Here is a 22,270-nt window from a genome sequence, read left to right as displayed (position 1 = left end):
GGAATATCTTTAAATAATTCATTTTTTGGGTGGATAGCATTACTATTTCGGGTAGTACGATAATTTCCGAAACCAGTTTGGTCTATGACCTAAAAAAAACCTCTGGGTTTTTAAACGGTACTGTGATGTTCACGTTTTTAAGAATTGAAAAGTTAGTATAAGAATGTTTCGAACCAAGTTTTGAAAGTCTTCGGGTGATTTGTAAGCACCTTCCCTGTGAATATGATGGGACTAGGCATGCGCTATGCATCAAATATCGCTGTATCTTAGTCAAATTATAGCCCTAGTTTAGTAGCTGCTTAAACCGTATCGAATTGAATAACATACCCACCATATCATTTCAAGGTGAAAAAAACGAAAGGGAGTTCGAATTTATTAATCTGAATGACTTATTCGTTAAAATAAAGGAAGGTTTAGACCATAATCCTAATAAACCTCATAGACTTGGCTTTTTTGCATTGTTGGTTGTTACAGAAGGTGAAGGAAGTCATCACGTTGACCTTAGTGAGTATTCTTTAAAAAAAGGTACAGTATTAAAAATAGCGAAAGGGCAAGTACATGCATTTGAAGAGAATCCGAGTTACGATGGATTCCTTATTGTGTTTACCGAAGAGTTTGTGTTAAACTATTTTTCAAAATCATCCATCGAGTTTATATCCCATCTTTACAATTACCATATATCGAAAGCTGCCGTTGACGGAATTAATTTTAACGAGCCGTTTATTGAGCAACTAAAAATTGAACTTGCGATGGAAAACACCTATGCCCAAAAAAATATCGTGGCTGCAATGCTTGAATTATATTTGCTTAGACTAGAACGCCTTTCTCAGACTGTTGCCCCACCAAAACAAAGTAAATATTATCCCTTGTTTCTCGAATTTAAAAATTTGGTGGAAAAAAACTATGTCACTACACGAAATGTCAAGGATTATGCAGATAAGCTACTGGTTTCTTCAAAGCATTTGAATCGAATTGTCAAAGAATTTACCCTGAATACGGCCAAGCATTTTATTGATGATTTTGTCATCCTTGAGACAAAAAGAGCCATTGCAAGCACCAACTATAGTTTAAAGGAAATAGGATATGCAGTGGGTTTCGATGAAGTAACAAATTTTACTAAATTCTTCAAAAAACATACAAACACTACACCAAAACAATTTAAAACGGGGCTATAGTCGTTTCGTTTACAGCGCCCAATCGTACGTTAAGCTTGAGTTTGTGGCGGAAAGAAATTGTTCCTAGGTTTTGCAAGAGTGGGCATAGTATATTATTCGGATTTTTACTCTTTTTCAAAAATTACACCTCCGGGCGATTTGAGCAGTATCTTTCCGTTATTTAACTCTTCGGTAAGTGTAATTATATTCATTCTTTGACTGTCTCGAAAATATTTAAGCAGTACGCCAAACGTTAGCTTTACATCGCCGCCCAAATTATCCCCAATTTTCATCGAATACTCGGAATCCTTATTGTCCCAATCACCTATAACCGTTCTAGTTCCCAATGAATCGGACAATAGCATGTCAGCTTTTAAATCCTCCTTAAAATTAATACTCATAATATGTAGTGCGGTTTTTTTTCTCTGAATTTCCGTAGTACCTGTTTGTACCCACTTACCCAATAATTCAGTTTTACTAATTCTAAATTTTTTAGGGATGTTATCTTCCTTTAGTTCAGAGGAATATTTATCGGCTGATTTATCGACTTTGTTAATATTAAATTCACAGGAGGTAATTGTTAAACCAATAAACAAAATCAGAATAGGCAGTACATTGGTTGGTTTCATATTCCAGGAAATAGTTGAACATAGTTTGTTATGCATCCTAAAGATAGCAAAATATAATGAGATTTGTTGTTAGACCGAGCTTTCGGTGAAAGGGAGCTACATGAATACTGATCAAAATAGGGGTGTAGACACTATGTTCCCATATTTACCATTATTTATCGAAGATTAACCTACCCGGTCATCGGAGATAGTGCCAATTTTGTACCCAACTTTAAAGTCATAGATAATGAAAACAAAATTAGCTGCATTTATTTGCCTTGTACTATTCAGTGTTGGGCATAGTTTTGGGCAAAGCAGCACAACGGAAGAAAATAAATTTCAATTTGGGGAACCTGAACATTTCCTAGACGGTTACACCTTGAATTTTCAGTATCAAAATGCTACGGCAATACATATGGAATTTAATGACGGCCTAGCCAAATATGAGTGGGTTGCCGGACCCGCAAAGGGAAATGGAAATCAAGATATTCCATACCGCTCCCTTAAAATTGGTGAGAATCTTTATTTGGTCAATTGGCACGAAACAGGAATAAAGGACTATTTGACCATTGTTTTTGATTTTGAGAAAATGATTGTACATAGTTCCATTATAATCGGTTATGAAAACAAGCCCGAAAGAACGTTAAAAACGGTATTTAGAAGTGGTATTATCGATCACCTGAAGATTCCTGAATAACTTTAAATCAACATTATAACCACATATGCTGGGGAATTATACGAATGGCAAAATAGGGATGAATAGAAAACGTATTTTGGATGCCATGATGGTTGCTATGGCTTCGTAAGATTTTTTTTTCATAGATAATGGATTCCTGACACCCCCTGTTGGCAACAAGAAGCATATTGGTTTCTTGAAATATGTATGTAATGGGAAAGCTAAGGCTATTTTGGTATACGCCTTTGATATAGAAGTCGTCACTAACCTTTGGTTCCACTTTTACCATTTTTATGAGTCTTCTGCACGTGGCAATTTTAGATAAAACATGGATTGTTTATGCCATGATCGTAGGCTTGGGCCTTATCATTAGAATACCATATATAAAAGATAAATTAGTGACATTGCGAAAAGAAAAAGCAGTAACAACTTAATTTTAAAGTTATTAAATCAACGTAATATGAGAATAGCGGTAACATCGGCAAGTGGAAAATTAGGTGCTTCAATTATAAAACATCTTATTAAAAAAATCGGAAACCAAAATATTGTTGGAATTGCGCGAACACCTGAAAAAGCAAATCATCTCGGAGTCGAAATTAGGCAAGGAGATTACAACAATCGCCATGATTTTGATAAAGCTCTACAGGGAATCGATGCTGTGCTTTTGGTTTCAGGTATGGACGACCCTCAAAAAAGAATTCAGCAACATAGAAATGTTATAGCGGCTGCAGAGCAAAATGGTGTTAAAAAAATCGTGTACACCAGTATAGTGGGAAATGATAGCGAAACAGCATTTAGTCCGGTAGTAAAAAGCAATCGACAGACCGAAAAAGATGTTCAGGAATACGGTATGCAATGGGTCATTGGTAGAAATGGCATTTATATCGAACCGGATCTCGAGTATATTGAAAACTATGTTAAAGAGGGTGGTATTCGTAATTGTGCCGGAGACGGAAAATGTGCGTACACCAGTAGAGAAGAATTGGGTTATGCCTATGCACAAATGCTGCTCGATGAAGGAAATAACGGGCAGATTTATAACCTGGTTGGTGAGGCCATTAGCCAAGCAGAATTAGCTGCCCTTATCAATCAGGTGTACCATACAAACCTGACTTACGAAGCGGTTTCGGTCGAAGTATATGAAAAGGAGCGAAAAGAAGCCTTAGGTGACTTTTTGGGAACCATAATAGCAGGTATCTATGAAGGGATCAATATAGGTGCGAACGATGTACATTCTGATTTTGCAAAGGCCGCAGGAAGAGCGCATAAAACCCCGCTTGAAATGGTTCAAGAAATCAAAGCTCAAGAATAGTTGGTTTTTTTTATCGATGAAAGAAGAAGGGCGTAAGGGCAAATTTGGTTAAAAGTCACAATACATATGAATCTTTTACGAAAATTAATAAATGGGGCTTATTGAAAATATAATAAAGAAAGTTGTACTTCAAGAAACAATAATTGAAGAAAGAACAAGGCTTTCAGAAGCCGTCTGGAAAATTCGTTTGCGAAGCGATAGTATACATAAAGCTGATTTTGTACCGGGGTATTTTTTACGAGTGGGAGTTGGACTAAACGATAGAGAACTTTCTTTAAAAGAAAAAATAAGAAGTTACAGCGTTTGGAACATTAACCAAGCCGAAGGTTATTTAGATCTGGCCGTAGCTACCCATAGTAATGGTATTGGCGCCAAATGGGCGACGCATTGTAAAGTCGGGGATAAGGTTTATTTCAAATGGAAGAAAGGAAATTTTTTGGTAGATGATTCGGCAGATAGTTACTTGATGATCGGTGATGTATCGGCGTTGTCTCATCTGTATATGATTCATCGCAATGTTCCCCGAGACCGGAAAATGAAAAGCATCATCTATAGCCAAAAAAAGAGTGAACTGTTTTCTGATGTTGATGGTACAACGCCATTTGATTTTTATGAAATGGCCACAAACCCTTACCCTGATATTATTGCTAAGGTAAACGAAATAGTACCCAAAATGACGGGTAAAAAAATGGCTTACATTGGTGGGGATAGCAGAATATGTGTTGCACTAAATCATTACCTTAGAAAAGAGCTTCATTGGGAAACCAAACAAATAAAAACTAAACCGTTTTGGAATCCGAATAAAAGGGGACTCGAATAAGACGATCGAACGAGGGAAATAGGAAGCGTCGCGCCATTGGGAGTCCTACTGATATGGTTCGACCGTTGTGGAAGAAGTAAAGAAGCAATTGCAAAATATAAGAACTATAAAATTATGGAGATTAATAGAAATAAACTAACTAATATTGATACGTGTGGTGCTTTGCGACATAGGTCAATCCTAAAAGCCTTAATGCTTCTGTCGGCAATTATTTATTTGCAGGGGTGTAAAAATCCCCCTGACGAAATTGCATCCCAGGAACAGGAAAAAGAACATCCGAATATTACCAAATTAAAAGCCCAAAGTTCCGAATTTACTCCTGAAATCATCAAATTGAATGAAAGCGTGTATGTAGCAGTCGGATATGATGGTTCAAATGCTTCCATGATCATAGGGGAAGAAGGAGTGGTGATAATCGATGCACTTCGCGCCTTGGGTGCTGCGGAAAAGGTCGCGCAAGAGTTCAATAAAATAAGCGGCAAACCTGTAAAGGCGCTCATTTACACCCATGGCCATTTGGATCATACCGGTGGTTCTTCGGCTTTTATTCGAAATAGTGAAGATGTTACGATAATCGCAAGAGAAGGGTTTAAAGACGAGCTTCAGGAACATTCGCCCGTAGAAGCTATTTTAAAGAAGCGTAACGGACGGCAATTTGGACGAGATTTACCCGTAAAGGATATAATTAATAGAGGCGTGGCACCCGGTATCACTTCAAAAGACAGGGCTGGAGAGGGGTATATTAAACCAAACACGCTATTTAAAGATTCTATGAAAGTTGAATTGGCAGGCATCGATATTGAGTTGCATGCCGCGGACGGGGAAACAAATGACGAGCTTTTTGTATGGACTCCCGAGTTGAAAACCTTATTTACGGGTGATAATTACTACAAGTCATTCCCCAACCTTTATGCCATTCGAGGTTCACAATACAGAGATGTCAAATCATGGGGTGAATCGATACAACAAATGAGTACTTTGCCTGTGGAGTACCTCGTGCCCGGCCACACACGACCATTATCGGGAAAAGCAAAGGTCCATCGTAACCTAAAAAATTACGCAACAGCTATTTTAAGCGTTTATCAGCAAACGATAGATGCCATGAACAAGGGATATACACTTCAACAAACGGTTGATCATGTTAGGTTGCCCGATTCACTAATTAATCAGCCGAACTTACAGGAATTTTACGGTTCGGTGCCTTGGGGAGTTCGTTCTGTATTTCTTCACTACGTCGGTTGGTTTGATGGAAACCCAACAAATCTCTACCCGCTTTCTTCACCACAAGAGGCGAAACATATCATTGCACTTGCAGGGGGGAAGAAGAAGCTATTTGAGAAACTAAGTACATCGGTAAAGGATGGTGATTATCAATGGGGATTGCAACTGGCCGACCATCTGCTTCAAACAGACTATGAGACATCAAGAGTCATCACAATCAAGGTAAAGTTGTTAAGGTCATTGGCAGCGCAACAAATAAATGCTCCTGCGAGAAACTACTATCTTTCGTATGCCTATGAATTGGAGAAAAATGAAGGACAAGACATTCTAAATAAGTAATAGCAGGGAGAGCGACATTTTAAAGCTTAGGTGCCCCTGCTCATTCAACAAATGTAATTATGAATTAAAGGAGGAGGGCTATTTTTCGAACTACTTTTCTTTTTGGAATGTGATTGCAGTTTTTCCATTAACTAAGCCTGTATTCGTTAAGGTGCCAAACCCTAATTTATTGTTTGCTATTGCGGCTAAAAATTTAATGGGCATTCTTTTATTGCCCAAGTAAGCAAAAATGGCGTCGTGCTTCCTTGATAACTTCATAGCGCCGAATACCGTTCCATTAGTAACAATGGTATTCGAATCTAAATTTGTAAAGTTAATAATAGAACCTGCGTTAATAATTTCGGTACCTGTTTTCCATATAATGTCATTTTCATCAAATCCAAAGCGATTTCCATTCCATTCAGAATCTGTGAAGTGTATTTGTGTTTTGGGAGGCATGTTTACAAAACTGGGCGATAGCGATCATGATAAATCACCTTTCTAACAACGAACCGCTGAAAGGTTTAGAAAAAATCGGATAACTACGCTTTAGAATTCGCTATAAAAATAGAAGTTAATAAAGCAGCTATTTAATTTAGATGTTACCACGTATTGTACGCCATTTCATCAAAACATGTAATTTTTAAACTGCCCTTTTATAAGTACTATACATGCCTAGCTAAATATGGAAGTTAAAATTATTAACTATTTGTTAATAAATAATTCATATATTTAAAAAAATTAACAAGTAAATTACATTCGCTAAAAAAATCGGGAAATGTGTAAGCATTTCCCGAAACCATAAAAAGCGATTAAAACAATGTCTAACCACCTTAAGCACTACAAATATATGAAAAAACTTCAGTAGCATTTTGGGTTTGCCACCCCAGTTGCGGTTTACACCAATTTTAGAACCACACTTTTTTCGTTTAAGCATGTAAGACTTGTCATGATGTTTCATGACGAAGTGCTTGCGTATGCCTGTTGGATAAACTGGTTATCGTCAATAGTAACATCACTATTTCAAGTAAAAGTAGCAGTGGATTTATGGTATGAATAGAAGAGCAGAACAATTTTGAAACTACATCAAAAAGTGCTCATTTACGCATTATATAGACCCAAAATCATCATTTGTAACGAGCGTGGAACATTACTTTGCATACAACGCCAATTCAAGAATTTAATAAAGAAAATAATCAACCTAAGAACTTTAAAGAAAATGAAAATAAAAACGAAATTAATACACATGCCTAGGGCACGAAGTTTATTCTTATGCGCTTTGCTATTTGTATCGGAAATTCATCTCATGTCTGCCAAAGACACCGTGAATACTATTTTCACGCTAAATGCTCAATCGACAGTCGTGACTGGTGTCGTAAGCGACGATAATGGTGTGCCACTGCCAGGGGCCAGTGTTGTTGTTAAGGGAACCTCTATAGGAACCGTTACAGATTTCGACGGCAAATATGCTATTGAAGTCGATTCTAATAGTATAATTGTTTTTAGTTATTTGGGTTATAAAACAGTCGAAGTAATGGCGAATGGCCAGACCATCATAAATACCATTCTACCTATAGATGCAACCCAATTAGACGATGTAGTTGTTGTGGGTTACGGAACTCAGAAAAAGAGTGAGATAACTTCTTCTATCTCTCGGATAAACGGAAAGGACTTTCAAGCTTCTACGGCCTCAAATGCCGCGATGGCACTTCAGGGGAGGGCATCGGGCGTTGAGTTTGTAAATTCAGGTACCCCTGGAAGTACGCCCAGTATTAGAATCAGGGGAGTTGGCACTATAAACAACTCTCAACCACTGATAGTCTTAGATGGAGTGCCGGTATCTTCAGATGTTCTAGGGCAACTAGCTTCTTCTGAAATACAATCTGTAGAGATATTAAAAGATGCGGCATCAGGTGCCATATATGGTACTCGTGCTGCCAATGGTGTTGTTTTGATTACAACGAATAACGCTAAATTTAATGAGAAAACAACGGTAAGGCTTAATGCTTCCACTGGCTTCAACAGTGTAATTAAAAAATACGATGTAACCACTGCCGAACAGCTCTATGAGTTAAAAAGGGAAAGGTACATTATGGACGGTCTCCCTATTGATCCAAATTCGCCATGGGCAGATGAGTACTACAATCAGACTAGAACGGATTGGCAGGAAGAAATGTTCAGGGATGGCGTTTTTCAAGATTACAATATGAACATTAGTGGAGGTTCTGAAAAATCGACTATTAATGCCAATATTTTTTATAGGGATGAAGAAGGAACCCAGATAAATACCTATTTCAAACGCCTGGGAATTTCTTTGAGGGGTACTCAGAAAATATCCGATCGTTTTAGAATTGAAGAAAACATAAGAATAACGAACAATCACACCTTGCTGACTCAAGATGACGGGGCAACGGGAACATCTCAAACTATTTATTCTTCCTATAGATTTATGCCAGCCATTCCAGTGTTATATGAAGACGGCAGTTATGGCTCAGGAAAGGCCTCTACCCAATTGGGAGACATGTGGAACCCCGTATATAAAGCTAAAGAAGAGTGGAGGCATAGGTACAAGTTCAATACGCTGGTGAGTATGAAAGCCGATTATGATTTTACCGATGCTTTAACGCTTACAGCTAGGGCATCTTATCAAAAATCAACGTCGAAATATGAAGCATTTCAAGACATAACCCCAGATCAGTCCAGAACTGAAAACCTGCCGATTCTAAGAATCAATACTGATGAAACCACAGTAACTTTAGGCGAATTGTTTACAAGCTACAAAATGACCTCAGGATCGCATAACATAGGTGCGGTACTTGGGGTGTCAGGACAAGTAGATAAGGGTCATTTTATGAATATGTCGGGAGAGGGTTTTGCCTCTGTAGAGAAAAACCAATTGGTTATGGACAATGCTTCTATTATAAAAGGCGGCGGAAATGACTATTTGGCCACAGGTCTGGCGTCTGCCTTTGTAAGAGGTACCTATAATTACAATAACAAATATTATGTGTCGGGAATTTTCAGGGCCGATGGTTCTTCAAGATTTGCTGAGGGCAACCGTTGGGGGTATTTTCCTTCAATTTCAGGTGGATGGAGAATTTCCAATGAGAGCTTTTTGGAAGATCACCCAACAATTTCCAATATGAAATTGAACATGGGCTGGGGGCAGCTTGGTAATCAAAATGTGAGTGCGTTCCAGTATCTGAACGTTTATAATAAAGACACAGAGTATATATTGAACGACACCAATTTAACGGGAACCCGTTTGGCATCTTTTGCCAATCCGGATATTACTTGGGAAACTACAAGTGCTTTAAATATCTTATTGGAACTAGGTCTATTTAATGATAAATTTAATTTGGATGTCGCCTACTTCGATAGGTTAACTTCTGATATGTTGATTCCGTTACCAGGTTTGGGTACCGCAGGTTTGGTGGCAATACCAGATTCCAATATTGGAGAGATGCATAACTCAGGATTCGAAATAGAGCCATCTTATGCAGGAACAGTTGGGGATTTTAATTTTGAATTGGGGGTAAACGCTACCCTAATCAAAAACGAGGTTACCAAACTTTATGGTTCTAGCAAATTTATTTCTGGAGGAGATCAAACGAGAACTTATGAAGGTGAGCCAATTAGCTCATTCTATGGTTGGAAGACCGATGGGATCTATCAAAACCAAACAGAAATTGACAATGATTCCAACATTTCAAGTGATCCACGTAAAACGGATATTACTCCAGGGGATGTTCGTTTTGTAGATGTCAATGGCGATAATATTGTCGATGAACAGGATAGGGTACATATTGGAGACGCCAACCCCAACCTACTGCTGGGCTTCCATGCAGATTTGAATTACAAAGGGTTTGACTTTTCTGCTGTGTTCAGTGGTGCATTTGGCCATGAGCTATATGATGCTATGATGATGCGCGGAATTGACCCAACACAAAGTGCCAATATGGATGCTGTGGCCTACCAACGATGGACCGGCGAAGGAACAACGAACACCTATCCTAGAATGTCCACAATTCGTGCGAATGATAATTATAGGGTTTCCGAACTGGGTTTGAAGAGTGGTAATTATCTAAGAATGAAGGATGTTGTTTTGGGTTACACGATTCCCCAAACCATTACAGATCAAATAGGTGTCAGTAATATGAAGTTTTATATTTCAGGACGCAACCTGTTGACCTTTACTAAATTTGATGGGGTAGACCCCGAAGAAAGTGGGACTGGTAATTTGGCACGTGGTGTAATTTATAACAATTATCCTCAGTCTAAAAGCGTCGTATTTGGGGCTAACATTACCTTTTAATTTTAAAACAAAGTAACGATGAAAAACTATATAATTATATTATTTGCGGTAATCATGGCAGCTTCATGTGATGATATATTGGAACAAGATTTGGTAGGTAAGCGAACCGATCAAGATTATTGGACTACCGAAGCCGACATGGTAGATGCATTGGCAGGTGCTTATGGGCAGTGGGCTACACGGGCCTTGGGTATGCACGATTTATTTTTCGACAATCAGGGCGATGATCATTGGAGAGCAGGTGATCATGCCGAAGACGAAGAGATTGAAACCTTTAACACCAATCCATCGAACTATAAATTAAGAGATACCTACCGGTATAAATATGAAGTGATCAGTAGCGCCAATGGCATACTGATCAATGGTCCAAAAGTAAAAGATTTAGGAGCGATAGGTGATGCTTCCTATAATTCTATTATGGGGCAGGCCTATTTTCTACGTGCATACGCCTATTACCGTTTATATCTTATTCACGGGCAGGTTCCCATTATAACCGAAGAAAATGTTTTGACCAATGAATATAATATACCGAAATGTGAGTCTCCAGAGGTATTGAGCGATTTTATTCTATCTGATTTAGAAAAAGCTGTTGATCTTCTTCCTATGGATAATGTTGCGGGTAGTGTTGGCAAAGGTGCAGCCTGGGCCGTAATGACGTCTATATACATGCACAGGGCCGAAGAGTATAGCAACACGGAGTTTTTGACCAAGGCTATATCGGCCGGTCAAAATGTAGTAGACAATTATCCCTTAGCAGATGATTATCTATCCCTTTTTCGAGAAGGCAATCAATATTTGAAGGAGAACCTTTTTATTATGATGAATGATTTGGAGTGGATAAACCAAAATATAATGTCGAAGCATAGGGGCCCCAGACCGTGGGGGATGTATGGGTTTCAAGAACCTTTAGACGATTTGGTAAACGAGTTTGAAGAAGGGGACATTAGAAAAAGTGTAACGATTATTTCAGATGGAGAGTTCGCCCTTCAAGGTTCCCTGGGGTTGGTTGAACACACCTCCGATTTAACCAATACCGGCCATAGCTATTTTAAATATATGGATTGGACAGAATCTGGAAATTTTAACCATGGTCTGAATATTCCATTTTTGCGAGCGGCAGATACCTATTTGTTGGTAGCGGAGGCACAAATTCGATTGAATGGTGCAGGAGCTGGTGACGATTTAATCAATGCAGTTCGCCTTAGAACCGGTCTTGAACCAGTATCTGGAGCCGATATAAATGACCTGATTCATGAAACAAGGGTTGAACTTGCGGGAGAAAATTTTCGTTATCAGAATTTACTTAGATGGCACAAGGCAGGAATTTATGACTTGGAAGAATTCTTGGCGAGGCCAGAAAAAATGATTCCTAGTGATGTAGGGAGAAAAATTTGGACTAGTCCCAAAAATTATTACCAACCCTTATATCAAACCGATATTGATAATTCTGATGGTGTACTCGTACAAAATCCTGATTGGATAAATTAAAGAACGAGATGGTTATGTTAGTCAAGGGAAGAATAGGTAACCATATTCCCCCTTGACTAATTTGTTTTATATGATCTGGGCACTCCCTGAATGATTTTTAAGAAAAGGGCTTAGATCAATTTTATCGGGCTATATCATTTTAAAAGTAGGTAGGAACAATGCTTCGTAAATCAGGCAATTATCGAAGTGCTAATACAGTAAATAGCGAGTACTTCCATATCAACGCATTAACTTTATCGGTAAGTATGAAGGTTATGGGTAAACCATGTTTCCGATACTAACAAATACAAACTGATTTAAAATCATGTACAATGAATTTTATAAATAATAAAAAGATAAATCCGTTAAAACACGGAGCTTTTCAAGCTATGCTAATAGCGACCGCCTTTGTTTGCCTCATACTACTTTTATCCTTCAGCGAAAATTCTAGGGAGAAAACTCAAATAAACTTAAAGGTGGCAGCCTATAACGTGCAGTATGGTGACAAAGGCTCTGCAAAGGAAATTGGAAAAATGTTGCGTTCCTTCGGATTTCATGTGGTGTGTATGTCTGAGGTTCCCGGTGGGGACTGGGCTAGCCAAGTAGGCAAGGAAATGGACCTGGAATATGTGATTTTGGGAAAATACACTACAGCGGGACATGATGACAAATACAAAGCCATTTTATCAAAAACCCCATTGTATGATATCACGGAAGTTTTAATGGGAGACACGTTACACACTGCGGTCAAAGCCAAAACGAAAATAGGGGGGCAGGAAATAAGCTTGTATTCTGTCCACTTTCCCTTCGGATGGCGTGATCAGGCCCATATTGATGAGACCACCCATAAGATTCAAACTTTTGTCGAACATCTAAAGACGCATCGAGACAATGAAACAGCCGTTGTCGCCGGAGACTTCAATTTTGTGCCCAGCAAAGTGGACACTATGAACATGTATCATGAAATGTTTAAGGGTATAGGGTATAAACTTGCTGGAGAAAATGTTGGTATGCCTTACGATTCCTTGAGGTCTATGGTTGGTAATAAAAAGCGGATTGGTCGTGTGATTGACCATATCTTTTATGATCCTTCAAAAATGAACGCCCTACAAGCTGAGATTATAGAATTAGAAAAACCTTTGTCTGACCATAAGCCCGTCTGGGCGTCTTTTCAATTGGAATAGTAGCGCTCAGAAATTGATTCGGTTGAACGACCAAAAGCGTCTCTTGTTATCTACGACATTCGCCGTAAAATCCAACTCCAAGTTGTAGTTTGTATGTTTTCATGGCTATAGATGTTTTAGGTTATTGTTCTCCAAATTAAAACTTGTAGAAAATATCGCTAGGCTTTTTACTTTAACCTTCAACCTATAAAACGGGTAAGTTTAGATCATGACAATACATGGTCGGATACCGTGAATTTGGCCCAAATTCTGCAAACTTCAAAGTTCGGTTGTTTTTAATGTGCTTCTTTGATGATTCTATTCATTTGAAATTCGAGTGTTGATTATTTCCGCAGACAGCTTAAGCTCTATAATTGCTACAACAACCACGATTATGATTTCAATAATAATGTATAACCAACCTAGAATAGTGATTTTACTAAAGTGTAAAATGGTCAAAACTAGCGATAGAAAACAATAGAGCAAATTGGTAAGCGCAATGATGCGAATACTACATTTATTAACGATTTGCCTACAATAACAATAGAGGTCATATATTAAGAAAAATATAGGAAGAGTAGCAAGTATGTAAAGTACATTTTTTGGTATTCCGAAATAGGGTTCTAGATTGACTAAAACTATGCCCAGCATAAGAATAGAAATAATTGCACCTATACCATCTAGTAGAAAGATTCGCTTGGGATTATTTTGTAGTCCGCTTACCATGCATTGTTGTAGTTAGTGTGCCTAAAATGGTTGGCGCAAGTTTGGTAATAGATTTAAGTGCCGTTATCTGTCTGAAAAGAAAGGATAATTGGGCGTGAAGCTAACCTTGGAAAACCCATCGAATCCGTTATTAAATTTTTTACTGTGGGCATGTTGATTTCTGTTTTAATTAATGGATATCCCATCACCAATAAAGTTTTTGAATTTTTGTGGGTTTCCATTGTCGTCACCTATAAGTAAATAATAAATTAAACCACAATCTGAAATATCAGCATGTCCCATACTATGTGCCTGTATACGTGTATACATCCATCTAATGTTTAGGTCTTTGTGGTCTCTCATCCAGTACCAAACTGAAAAGTCATCCATGGAATGCCATAGATTATTAGGGTTATGTTTGTCATTCTGGTCTTGGATCTTTTTGTATTTAATGCGATTACCACACAGGTCTTGTATATTTTTCCAAGTATGATGATAATCTCTGCGAGTCTCGTTTTCATTGAACGTACTATGTGATAAAAGATAAACATGATTGAGCGCCTCAATTTTTCCTTGAGAAATTACCTCTTCTACTACCTGGTATAAAAATTCCGAGAGGCCAGCATGTAAAAAATACAATGGATCTTGGGCGGTTGATTTCCCCATCTCTGTTGCTAAACTTGCCCTTGCCTTGTTTAGTTGGGTAGTAACATCAAAAAAAACATTTTTGTCGAATCCCCATCGGGAAATACACCCGTCAGCGCTAATTTTTAGTTGATTTTTATCATCAGGTCCGGCAGGGGCGTCAATAAAATTATTGTAAGAACAATGTACAAGTTTATCCTGCAATCCTACTTTAGCTATAATGGCACAAGAAGCTACCAGTGCCCCCCAATCATCGGGGTCTCCCGTAGGCCATTTATATTGATTATCAGGGGCGCTATTACCATCAAAACTAATAGCAAATCTGTTGTTTGAATAGTTAAACTCTTGAGGGAATAACTCAAAAAAACCGAACAAGCATATTATCAATATCGTTACTTTTTTAATGCTATTCATAATATAATTTTACGGACAATTAGTCATAAACGCACCTTAGGATCATTAACTATACACGGTGTGCCTGTTGCACAAGTTAACGAAAAAGTCTTTGTGGATCATTGCCGATCTGGATAACGATCGTAACTTTAGGTAAGTAGGGAAAAAAGGACTATCAGGAAAAACCGTTCGCCAGTTTCCAATTTAGCGAACGGATCCCCAAGGACAATTTTTACAGGTGCTTGAAAGCTGCATTTGAACTGGACTTTCTTTACCCGTTGTTCATGGGGCTACGGAAAATAAATACCATCGGGCTGGAACAGGGCAATAAGTGCATGCAGCTCTCGGTAATCGCCTACAACATTAAAGAATACCTGAAATTCATTGAAAAACGTTCAAAGAGCGGGGCAGGGCAACTTGGTTTAATGGCATTTGTGGAAAACACCATAGAATACGTTTTCGGCACCCTTACAAAGCATGAAAAATTAACTTTCCACTTCTAACTTGACACGAAAAAAGCCTCTTAAAGAGGTTTGAATGGCTCCGTGTTTTCTGAACTAACGGCTTGTACAACGGTTACTTTGTTTGCAATAGTTCATTAATTATTTAAATGCTGTTCAAAGAGCATAATTTTTTTGTTTAATTCTTCTTTCAATTCATTATCAGAAATTGCATCTTCTGAAAAATTATCGTAGAAATTTGGTAACGAGAAATCTGAAGCTACTTTAGCTCCAAGAAAAGGGAAATAGGCTTTTGCAGACTGTAAGACAGTTGTGCCGCCTCTACGGCCTGGTGAAGCAGCCATTAAAAGCATTGACTTTCCTCTCCATATTTTCATGTTTACTCGAGACAACCAGTCTATTATATTTTTAAATGCCGTCGTGTAAGTCCCATTGTGTTCTGCTAACGCAATTATAAACCCATCAGCCTTATCAAATAACTCGTCTAGTCTTTTAATGGCGGTAGGTATGCCATTTTCGGCTTCAAAATCAACCCCATATATTGGTAAAACATAATCGTTTAAGTCGATTGAAATAATTTCCACGTTTTCTAATAAACTAATTGTATGGGACAGTAAACTTTTGTTGATAGATTTTTGACTGTTACTCCCTGCTATTGTGATTATTTTTTTCATTAGTACTGTTTTTTAGAAATTAAATTATCAATTGACCATTTTCCACTACCATTAACTATTATGCCTGACGCAAGACCGATAATTAGAAGAGAATATTCGTAACCTTCACCTGCTTGATTACCAAACCAATTCATGAAAAATCCATGCTCTAACTGTGTCGTATAAATGATGCCTATGAACATTCCTGCGAGTGCTAATGCCCAAAATCTACTGAAGAGTCCTAGAATTAGTGAGATAGAACCAAAAAATTCTATCATTATTATTGAGAATGATACAAAGCTTGGTAATCCCATCTGAGTTGTAAATGTTTCCATAGTTGCCGTATAACCATAACCACCAAAGAGGCCTAGTAATTTCTGTGCACCATGCGGAAACATAACTAAACCAAGTGTTAATCGTGCAATGCTAAACCCAATATTTGGATGGGTTTTTAAAAGTTTTTGTACTAAATGTTTCATAATGTTTAAGATTTAAAATTGTCTATAAAGTTTTTCGGTAATACACACCGAAAGATGATTTTTCTATTGGGATAGGGCCATACTGGTCAAAGTCCAAACCAAAACCGAACTGATGTCCCGCGAATGATACGCCAGCTCTTAATTGCTGAAAACTCCTGGAATGTGTTTTAAATTCATCCCATACGGCCAAAAACTGTCCGTTTAACCCAAGAGAAACTTTATCATTTATTGGCATATTAAACTGAAACTGCGCAAATGTTTCGGCATAGCTGGCATCCTTTTGCTCGGAATATGCTACCGTAGGAATAATAACCAATAATACTCGTGAATTTTTTACTGTGAACTTTGCTGACAAACGTTCTGAATACCCAGAAAAACTGTTGTAATATAAAGATGGACCAATTGAAATATGCTCATTAATATTCCAAAATACCGTTGGTTGTACACCTGCCTCGTCAAAGACTTGGTTTTCTTCGTCCCTAAATTTTTGAAAGAAAGCTAGTGTATTAATGCTGAGCGTTTTACTCTTATTAATTGTATAGCTAGAGAATAATGTAAAATCTGTTTTATCAAAACTGGAAAACAGTTCTACTTGTGTAAATTGAGCTTGCAAATAGTTAGCAAGTCCGATTGTTAGAAAAGATGTAATGAGTATTATTTTTTTCATGCTTCAAAATTCCCATAGAAGCACATGAAAAAAAATGAACTAGTTTAAGACTTTTACATTCTGTTGACCTTAGAAATAATTTTACTCATAAATTCTGGTGTAATGCCAATATAACCCGCTAGGTCTTTTTGGGTAATTCTATTGACAATTTTTGGATATTTCTTTTTGAACTCAATATATCTTTCCTCAGCGGTTAAGGACATGCCCTGGTTGGCACGTTGTATATAACTTATAAGTGACCTTTGATATAGGATGCGATAAAACTTTTCGAATTTGGGTATTTCCTGAAAAAGTAAATGATAATTAGTCCTAGATATACCTAATAATTCTGAATGCTCCGTAGCCTTAATAAAATAACGTGTTGGTTCTTTGGTCATAAAACTAGCCATATCACCAGTCCAATAACCCTCTACCGCAAACATTGATATGTGCTGTGCACCATCTTCATCTAATGTATAAACCTTTAAGCAACCCTTTGTTATAAAATACTCGTATTTAGTAACATCATTAGCCTGCATTAAAAATGCCTTCTTTTTTACTTTTATTTCAGTAAGTAAAGAGAGGTATTTTTGCTTTTCTAACTCGGTTAAATCAATAAACCTCGCGATATTATTAAGTATTAGAGTATGTGATTCTTTATAGTACAATTCATGCTTATTTTGAGTTGGTTACCTTTTTTTATTATCTATTTGTAATTATTGTCTACTCTCGGGCTATGATACGTTGCATCCTCTAGGATGCTATGATTTCATATACCTGGTTGTACGTAGTATTTATTCATTCAATTGATTCACAAATGCATGAAGCAGGTTCACGTATATACGCTGACCTTTCTTAAAACTCTCAATACGCATATATTCATTGTCAGCATGAAAATTTTCGTCACTCCTTTGGAAGCCTATGGAAACTAAATTTGGGCCACCACCATCGGGAATAGACGACAGGGCCGGCACTGTGCCTCCAATATAGCGTATGATTGGAGGAGTCCCGAAAAAGTCTGTTAATACTTTTTTACCTATTCTAAAGCCCAAATCACTTTCATCGAAAATAGGAGCAGTGCCGATCACTGTTTCTTTGAAATCCACTTTCAATCCCCATGGGAGACTATCTTTGACGTGTTTTTTAAGCATTTGCAATACTTCTTTAGGATCATGGTCAGGCCCCGTACGTGCCATCATTCTGAACCAAGCAGTGTGAGGTATAATAGAGGCCTTACCTTGAATGTAACCAGCTTTAAACCCTGTAATGTCTACTGAGGAACGAATCCAAGGACGCTCATAAAAGGAGTATTCCCTCTCTCCGATCCATTGGTCGATGCCAAATTTCTTTAAATCCTTAGCTTGTTGCTCTGGGTCTACAACAGCAGCAATTTCCTTTCGTTCTTTTTCAGAATATTGCCTTAGGCCATCATAAAATCCTTTAATAGCTATTGAACCATCATTATTCCAAAGGGAAGCAATCACTTTAGAAGCTGCTAAAGCAGCATTCGGTGCAACACCTCCATAGATGCCCGAGTGCAAATCGGTATTTGCCGATGTAATAGTGACTTCAAGGTCTGCGGCTCCTCGGAGTCCTTTCCACATCATTCCTTGGTTGTCATTATTCATCATGGCATCTACATTAACTCCAAAATCAATGTCACTTAGCCATTCTTGATTTGAAGCTAACCATATTGGTAAATGTGGACTCCCCATTTCTTCGCCACCATCCAATAGCAGCTTGATGTTGACAGGAAGTTTGCCATCCACCTTTATCAATCCCTCTATGGCACTAATTAAAGCAATAATAGGTCCTTTGTCATCGGTGGCTCCTCTTCCATAAAGCCTTTCATCTCTTATTTCTGCACTAAATGGGTCGCTTTTCCAACGTTCTTTATTGACAGGTTGCACATCAAAATGTCCATAAAAAAGGATGGTGGGTTGCTTTTTGTTCCGTGTATAGGTGCCAGTAACTACTGGCAATTCATTGGTGAAATACACTTCTGTGTTTTCCATACCAATGGTATGGAGCATGTCTTTAAGTAAGTCTGCAGCTTTTTTGAGTTCTGGCTTGTTTTCTGGTTTCATCGACATGGTCGGGATGGCAATCAGTTCAACTAACTCACTGATATGTCTTTTATGATTTTCAATGAAAAAACTATCATATTCCTTTAGTTGGTTTCGAGTCGCCTTATTTAGGATCAATGAGTTATTCCGATCGCTACTTTGAGCGATAGCATCATGAAAATAGCTAAAGAAAACTAGCAGCGTGAAATAGTAGATTACATTCTTTTTCATCGTTAATTATATGGCTTACAACGTTTAGGTGTATGGGCAGTAGCAGATTTTAAGCAACTACTTTTCAGATATCAGATAGTAATATACTTTATTTAAACGAAAAAACGGTTCGAGTTTCTGCTCAAACCGCTATTGCTTATGCACCGTGTTGGGCGTAGTGTTTTTATTTTTTACAATACAAGCTGTATTAATACCTCATTTGCCAGCTCTTAATTTTGCCATTCTCTACAGAAAATAAAAAGTTAGCTTTATTTGTATAACCGACACTACTGTATTGTCCCGTTACAACCACCTTGTCTCCATCGGCAGAAAATTTAGCAGTATCTACCTGACCTTTTCGGTCAATAATGTCACTTTGTAGCCACTTAAAAAAGGCTTCACCCGATTTCCAAGAGCCGCTTTCACCATAGGCTTGCTTGGCATCTTTATGAAAAAGAGAGCGAATCTTTGCAGCATCGTTGACCGACATGGCTTCTATTAATTGAATCACAACCTGCTCTGGTTGTATGTTTTGACTGTTATCACTTGCCATACTTAGTTGTTTTTTATTTTCTTGCATTGTGTTTTCTTACTTTATGCTTGAATTCGACCGCACGCAGACAACCAAATTCAAAGCTAATAAAGTTAAAGTTTGCATCCTATTTGGTTGTATAGCCACCATTTGCCAAAATTGTTTGTCCTGTTATCCACCAACCTTCTGTCGCTAAAAATGTGATTATAGGAACGATATCCTCAATTTTTGTTAATCCTCCTAAAGCCGATGCAGATTTGTGGTAAGCAACTGCCTCTGGTGATTCTTGTCCATAGAAAAAAGGGGTATCCATCGGTCCAGGTGCTACAGAATTAACAGAAATTCCACGCTCTCCAAATTCTTTTGACGCAGCTCTTGTGTAATGTTCAATAGGAGCTTTTCCTCCTGCATATGTGGAATAAAAACCAGTATAAGCGCCTAATAGTGATGTGGCAAGAGTTATGATTTTTCCATTGTCTTCTAATGATTTTCCAGCTTCTTGGATGAAGAAATAAGCCGATTTACTATTAACGGCCGACATCGTATCAAATTCCTCTTCCGTGGTTTCTGAAAATGGTTTTTTCAACACCATTCCAACAGTATTTACTGCAACATCTACACGTCCCAATTTATCTTTTGCTTCTTTGAAAAGTGCCGTAACATTCTCGACTTTTGTCAAATCACTTTGAATTAAAATTGCTTTTCTTCCTAAATCTTGTACAGCTTTTAGGGTTTCTTCAGCAGCTTGTTTTGTGCTGTCGCTGTTATAGTGAACTACAACATCAGAGCCATGTTTTGCAACTTCTCTGCTTATCAAACCACCAAGGTTTTTTGCACCACCTGCAACTAATACTACTTTGTTCCTTAAATCAATTTTTGCCATTGTTTTTATTTTTTATATTAACGATGGTACAAAGGTATGAGTGACGCAAAGCTACTTTGTTGCGAAATTTTTAGCTTGTGTTGCGAGGTTTTTAGTTCTTGTATTTTTTTCGGTACGCAGAAGGCGAAAAGCCAGTTTGTTTCTTGAAAAAATTGCTAAAATGAGCAGTTTCTCCAAAACCCAAAGCAAAGGTTATCTCTTTGATGGACTTGGATGTTTTTTTCAAAAGTGCCTTGGCATATGAAGTTGTTCGTTCGTTTATCCATCTACTTGGCGATTTGCCTGTCTTACTTTTTATGACTTGACTGAAATAGCTCGAATTGAGTTGTTGTAAATTGGCATAGTCTTGCGGTTGAAAAACGTTATCTACTTTTCCTATAGCCAAGTTGGTGTAGTGCTTTTCTAAATTCTCTTTAAATGTTTTTACAATTCGTGATTGATTGCTTCCCTCTTCTAAAGGATAATAATTTTGCCAAAACAAAGCCTTTATTTTAAGTAATAGAGCAACAAGTAAACTGCTTATGATTTTCTCTTTATACAATGAACTTCCTTGGTATTCATTCAGGATTTGAAGGTAAATCGTTTCAATTTCCGTGTATTCTTGCTTATTTGGGTTTTGTGGTGGTACAGTTTCGGAAAGCAGAAATGGAAAATCGTTAAAAATGTTTTGGTGAATGTTGGTCTTTAAAAACTCCTCGCTAAAGGTAATTAGATAAGCTTCTTTCAGTTCGTGAAATTCAAAGGATTTGATGTGTCCGGGATTTGTAAAATAAATGGTTCGCGAGCCATACTCAAAAGTTTGCTCGTCTGTGGTATAATTTCCTTTTCCGTTTTTGACGAATATAAAAGAATAATAATTCGTTCTGAATATTGGCGATTTATACGGAATGGTTCGGTGAATATCCAGCAAATCATTCATCGAGAATTGACTGTCTTGTTCAATTGGAATATTCAATGCGTTGTACAAATCAACTACTCGTTCAAAAAATGCTATTTCTTTTGTTTCAGTCACTTTCTATTTCTGTGATTCAACATTACTTACAGCGGTCTCGGCTCGTATGTTTGTTTCTTGAGTTGAAGATAAGATATTTAGAATAATCCATTAGTTTAAAGGGAAGTCTGATTTCGTGGTAGGGTCAGATACTAAATAGAGATATCGTCGCTTAGGTTTACACTCTTTCCAAGCTAATCTTTAAAGCATTAGCTTGGAAACTTAGCAACAGGCTTAAATAGGAGGGACAGGGAGGTCTCGACCATCGCCTATAACCTGAAGAAGTACCTGAAATTCGTCGAAAAACGTTCAAAGAGCGGGGCAGGGCAACTTGCCCTGTCGGCATTTATGGAAAACACCTTGGAATACTTATTGGGAGCTTTTGCAAAGCATGGAAAACTGGCTTCCCATTTATGACCTGACCCGAAAAAAGCCTCTTAAAGAGGCTTGAACGGATCCGTTTTTTATGAACTAACGGCTTGTGCAACGGTTACCGTCTTAAGTTTGATTCTCTTTAAATTTATAGTATTAACCAGAAAGAACAAAAGAGCG

20 protein-coding genes are annotated in these 22,270 nt (G+C 37.7%); 9 read left to right on the top strand and 11 right to left on the bottom strand.

Annotation, left to right across the window (positions count from 1 at the left end; translation table 11 throughout):
* Positions 1 to 314: 314 nt before the first annotated feature.
* The gene (locus AACZ88_RS09760; protein WP_339709358.1) at positions 315 to 1,175 is read left to right on the top strand and encodes a helix-turn-helix transcriptional regulator; all 861 of its coding nucleotides are present in this window, start codon (positions 315 to 317) and stop codon (positions 1,173 to 1,175) included.
* A gap of 104 nt (positions 1,176 to 1,279) precedes the next feature.
* Here AACZ88_RS09760 and AACZ88_RS09755 read toward each other — a convergent pair whose 3' ends face one another.
* A complete protein-coding gene (locus AACZ88_RS09755; RefSeq protein ID WP_339709356.1) occupies positions 1,280 to 1,783 on the bottom strand; it encodes a hypothetical protein in 504 nt (167 codons plus the stop codon).
* 226 nt (positions 1,784 to 2,009) lie between these two features.
* Here AACZ88_RS09755 and AACZ88_RS09750 point away from each other — a divergent pair, with 226 nt between their 5' ends.
* The 4 genes from AACZ88_RS09750 (at position 2,010) to AACZ88_RS09735 (ending at position 6,130) form a co-directional block, all read left to right on the top strand.
* Complete coding sequence (locus AACZ88_RS09750; protein ID WP_339709354.1) at positions 2,010 to 2,459, top strand: MoaF C-terminal domain-containing protein; 450 nt, start codon at positions 2,010 to 2,012, stop codon at positions 2,457 to 2,459.
* A gap of 439 nt (positions 2,460 to 2,898) precedes the next feature.
* The gene (locus tag AACZ88_RS09745; RefSeq protein ID WP_339709352.1) at positions 2,899 to 3,750 is read left to right on the top strand and encodes an NAD(P)H-binding protein; all 852 of its coding nucleotides are present in this window, start codon (positions 2,899 to 2,901) and stop codon (positions 3,748 to 3,750) included.
* Positions 3,751 to 3,841: 91 nt separating this feature from the next.
* Positions 3,842 to 4,570 (top strand): SIP domain-containing protein, encoded by a 729-nt coding sequence (locus tag AACZ88_RS09740; protein ID WP_339709350.1) that lies wholly within the window; start codon positions 3,842 to 3,844, stop codon positions 4,568 to 4,570.
* A gap of 114 nt (positions 4,571 to 4,684) precedes the next feature.
* Positions 4,685 to 6,130, top strand: a complete 1,446-nt coding sequence (locus tag AACZ88_RS09735; protein ID WP_339709348.1) for an alkyl/aryl-sulfatase — start codon at positions 4,685 to 4,687, stop codon at positions 6,128 to 6,130.
* Positions 6,131 to 6,220: 90 nt separating this feature from the next.
* On the opposite strand, the gene AACZ88_RS09730 is transcribed toward AACZ88_RS09735, so the two are convergent.
* Complete coding sequence (locus AACZ88_RS09730) at positions 6,221 to 6,568, bottom strand: hypothetical protein (protein WP_339709346.1); 348 nt, start codon at positions 6,566 to 6,568, stop codon at positions 6,221 to 6,223.
* A 760-nt stretch (positions 6,569 to 7,328) separates the two neighbouring features.
* Here AACZ88_RS09730 and AACZ88_RS09725 point away from each other — a divergent pair.
* The 3 genes from AACZ88_RS09725 to AACZ88_RS09715 all read left to right on the top strand — a co-directional run bounded on the left by AACZ88_RS09725 (position 7,329) and on the right by AACZ88_RS09715 (position 13,075).
* On the top strand, positions 7,329 to 10,424 hold the full coding sequence (locus tag AACZ88_RS09725; RefSeq protein WP_339709344.1) for a TonB-dependent receptor: 3,096 nt from the start codon (positions 7,329 to 7,331) through the stop codon (positions 10,422 to 10,424).
* 18 nt (positions 10,425 to 10,442) lie between these two features.
* Entirely contained in the window at positions 10,443 to 11,912 is a 1,470-nt protein-coding gene (locus AACZ88_RS09720; RefSeq protein ID WP_339709342.1) for a RagB/SusD family nutrient uptake outer membrane protein, read from the top strand.
* A 311-nt stretch (positions 11,913 to 12,223) separates the two neighbouring features.
* A complete protein-coding gene (locus AACZ88_RS09715) occupies positions 12,224 to 13,075 on the top strand; it encodes an endonuclease/exonuclease/phosphatase family protein (RefSeq protein WP_339709340.1) in 852 nt (283 codons plus the stop codon).
* 870 nt (positions 13,076 to 13,945) lie between these two features.
* Here the strand turns inward: AACZ88_RS09715 and AACZ88_RS09710 are convergent.
* Positions 13,946 to 14,818 (bottom strand): hypothetical protein, encoded by an 873-nt coding sequence (locus AACZ88_RS09710; protein ID WP_339709338.1) that lies wholly within the window; start codon positions 14,816 to 14,818, stop codon positions 13,946 to 13,948.
* A 263-nt stretch (positions 14,819 to 15,081) separates the two neighbouring features.
* Between AACZ88_RS09710 and AACZ88_RS09705 the strand changes: the two genes are divergently transcribed.
* The gene (locus AACZ88_RS09705; RefSeq protein ID WP_339709336.1) at positions 15,082 to 15,300 is read left to right on the top strand and encodes a transposase; all 219 of its coding nucleotides are present in this window, start codon (positions 15,082 to 15,084) and stop codon (positions 15,298 to 15,300) included.
* Positions 15,301 to 15,395: 95 nt separating this feature from the next.
* Here AACZ88_RS09705 and AACZ88_RS09700 read toward each other — a convergent pair whose 3' ends face one another.
* The 8 genes from AACZ88_RS09700 to AACZ88_RS09665 form a co-directional block, all read right to left on the bottom strand.
* Positions 15,396 to 15,932 carry an NAD(P)H-dependent oxidoreductase gene (locus AACZ88_RS09700; protein ID WP_089895960.1) on the bottom strand — a complete coding sequence of 179 codons (537 nt, stop codon included), beginning with the start codon at positions 15,930 to 15,932 and terminating at the stop codon, positions 15,396 to 15,398.
* Positions 15,932 to 16,390, bottom strand: a complete 459-nt coding sequence (locus AACZ88_RS09695; protein ID WP_339709332.1) for a DoxX family protein — start codon at positions 16,388 to 16,390, stop codon at positions 15,932 to 15,934. Before AACZ88_RS09695 ends, AACZ88_RS09700 begins: the two co-directional genes overlap by 1 nt.
* Positions 16,391 to 16,412: 22 nt before the next feature.
* Positions 16,413 to 17,057 (bottom strand): hypothetical protein, encoded by a 645-nt coding sequence (locus tag AACZ88_RS09690; RefSeq protein ID WP_339709330.1) that lies wholly within the window; start codon positions 17,055 to 17,057, stop codon positions 16,413 to 16,415.
* 53 nt (positions 17,058 to 17,110) lie between these two features.
* Positions 17,111 to 17,704 carry a Crp/Fnr family transcriptional regulator gene (locus tag AACZ88_RS09685; protein WP_339709328.1) on the bottom strand — a complete coding sequence of 198 codons (594 nt, stop codon included), beginning with the start codon at positions 17,702 to 17,704 and terminating at the stop codon, positions 17,111 to 17,113.
* Positions 17,705 to 17,830: 126 nt separating this feature from the next.
* Complete coding sequence (locus tag AACZ88_RS09680) at positions 17,831 to 19,333, bottom strand: M20/M25/M40 family metallo-hydrolase (protein WP_339709326.1); 1,503 nt, start codon at positions 19,331 to 19,333, stop codon at positions 17,831 to 17,833.
* Positions 19,334 to 19,520: 187 nt separating this feature from the next.
* Entirely contained in the window at positions 19,521 to 19,892 is a 372-nt protein-coding gene (locus tag AACZ88_RS09675; RefSeq protein ID WP_339709324.1) for a nuclear transport factor 2 family protein, read from the bottom strand.
* A gap of 79 nt (positions 19,893 to 19,971) precedes the next feature.
* Positions 19,972 to 20,727, bottom strand: coding sequence for an SDR family oxidoreductase (locus tag AACZ88_RS09670; protein WP_339709322.1), 756 nt, complete (start codon positions 20,725 to 20,727; stop codon positions 19,972 to 19,974).
* A gap of 91 nt (positions 20,728 to 20,818) precedes the next feature.
* Positions 20,819 to 21,739: an AraC family transcriptional regulator gene (locus AACZ88_RS09665; protein ID WP_339709320.1), complete on the bottom strand. Its 921-nt coding sequence runs from the start codon at positions 21,737 to 21,739 to the stop codon at positions 20,819 to 20,821.
* Between the last annotated feature and the right edge of the window lie 531 nt (positions 21,740 to 22,270).

The organism is uncultured Kriegella sp. (assembly GCF_963975415.1).
Lineage (GTDB): Bacteria > Bacteroidota > Bacteroidia > Flavobacteriales > Flavobacteriaceae > Kriegella.
The sequence above is the reverse complement of the archived record's forward strand: the minus strand, read 5'-3'. Positions and strand labels throughout refer to the sequence as shown.

Bases quoted from the DNA above. Each gene is read 5' to 3' on its own strand.
- AACZ88_RS09725 (WP_339709344.1), top strand. From the start codon at position 7,329: ATGAAAATAAAAACGAAATTAATACACATGCCTAGGGCACGAAGTTTA.
- AACZ88_RS09670 (WP_339709322.1), bottom strand. From the start codon at position 20,727: ATGGCAAAAATTGATTTAAGGAACAAAGTAGTATTAGTTGCAGGTGGT.
- AACZ88_RS09695 (WP_339709332.1), bottom strand. From the start codon at position 16,390: ATGAAACATTTAGTACAAAAACTTTTAAAAACCCATCCAAATATTGGG.
- AACZ88_RS09710 (WP_339709338.1), bottom strand. From the start codon at position 14,818: ATGAATAGCATTAAAAAAGTAACGATATTGATAATATGCTTGTTCGGT.
- AACZ88_RS09720 (WP_339709342.1), top strand. From the start codon at position 10,443: ATGAAAAACTATATAATTATATTATTTGCGGTAATCATGGCAGCTTCA.
- AACZ88_RS09745 (WP_339709352.1), top strand. From the start codon at position 2,899: ATGAGAATAGCGGTAACATCGGCAAGTGGAAAATTAGGTGCTTCAATT.
- AACZ88_RS09740 (WP_339709350.1), top strand. From the start codon at position 3,842: ATGGGGCTTATTGAAAATATAATAAAGAAAGTTGTACTTCAAGAAACA.
- AACZ88_RS09730 (WP_339709346.1), bottom strand. From the start codon at position 6,568: ATGCCTCCCAAAACACAAATACACTTCACAGATTCTGAATGGAATGGA.
- AACZ88_RS09755 (WP_339709356.1), bottom strand. From the start codon at position 1,783: ATGAAACCAACCAATGTACTGCCTATTCTGATTTTGTTTATTGGTTTA.
- AACZ88_RS09700 (WP_089895960.1), bottom strand. From the start codon at position 15,932: ATGAAAAAAATAATCACAATAGCAGGGAGTAACAGTCAAAAATCTATC.
- AACZ88_RS09715 (WP_339709340.1), top strand. From the start codon at position 12,224: ATGAATTTTATAAATAATAAAAAGATAAATCCGTTAAAACACGGAGCT.
- AACZ88_RS09680 (WP_339709326.1), bottom strand. From the start codon at position 19,333: ATGAAAAAGAATGTAATCTACTATTTCACGCTGCTAGTTTTCTTTAGC.
- AACZ88_RS09675 (WP_339709324.1), bottom strand. From the start codon at position 19,892: ATGCAAGAAAATAAAAAACAACTAAGTATGGCAAGTGATAACAGTCAA.
- AACZ88_RS09705 (WP_339709336.1), top strand. From the start codon at position 15,082: ATGGGGCTACGGAAAATAAATACCATCGGGCTGGAACAGGGCAATAAG.
- AACZ88_RS09690 (WP_339709330.1), bottom strand. From the start codon at position 17,057: ATGAAAAAAATAATACTCATTACATCTTTTCTAACAATCGGACTTGCT.
- AACZ88_RS09735 (WP_339709348.1), top strand. From the start codon at position 4,685: ATGGAGATTAATAGAAATAAACTAACTAATATTGATACGTGTGGTGCT.
- AACZ88_RS09750 (WP_339709354.1), top strand. From the start codon at position 2,010: ATGAAAACAAAATTAGCTGCATTTATTTGCCTTGTACTATTCAGTGTT.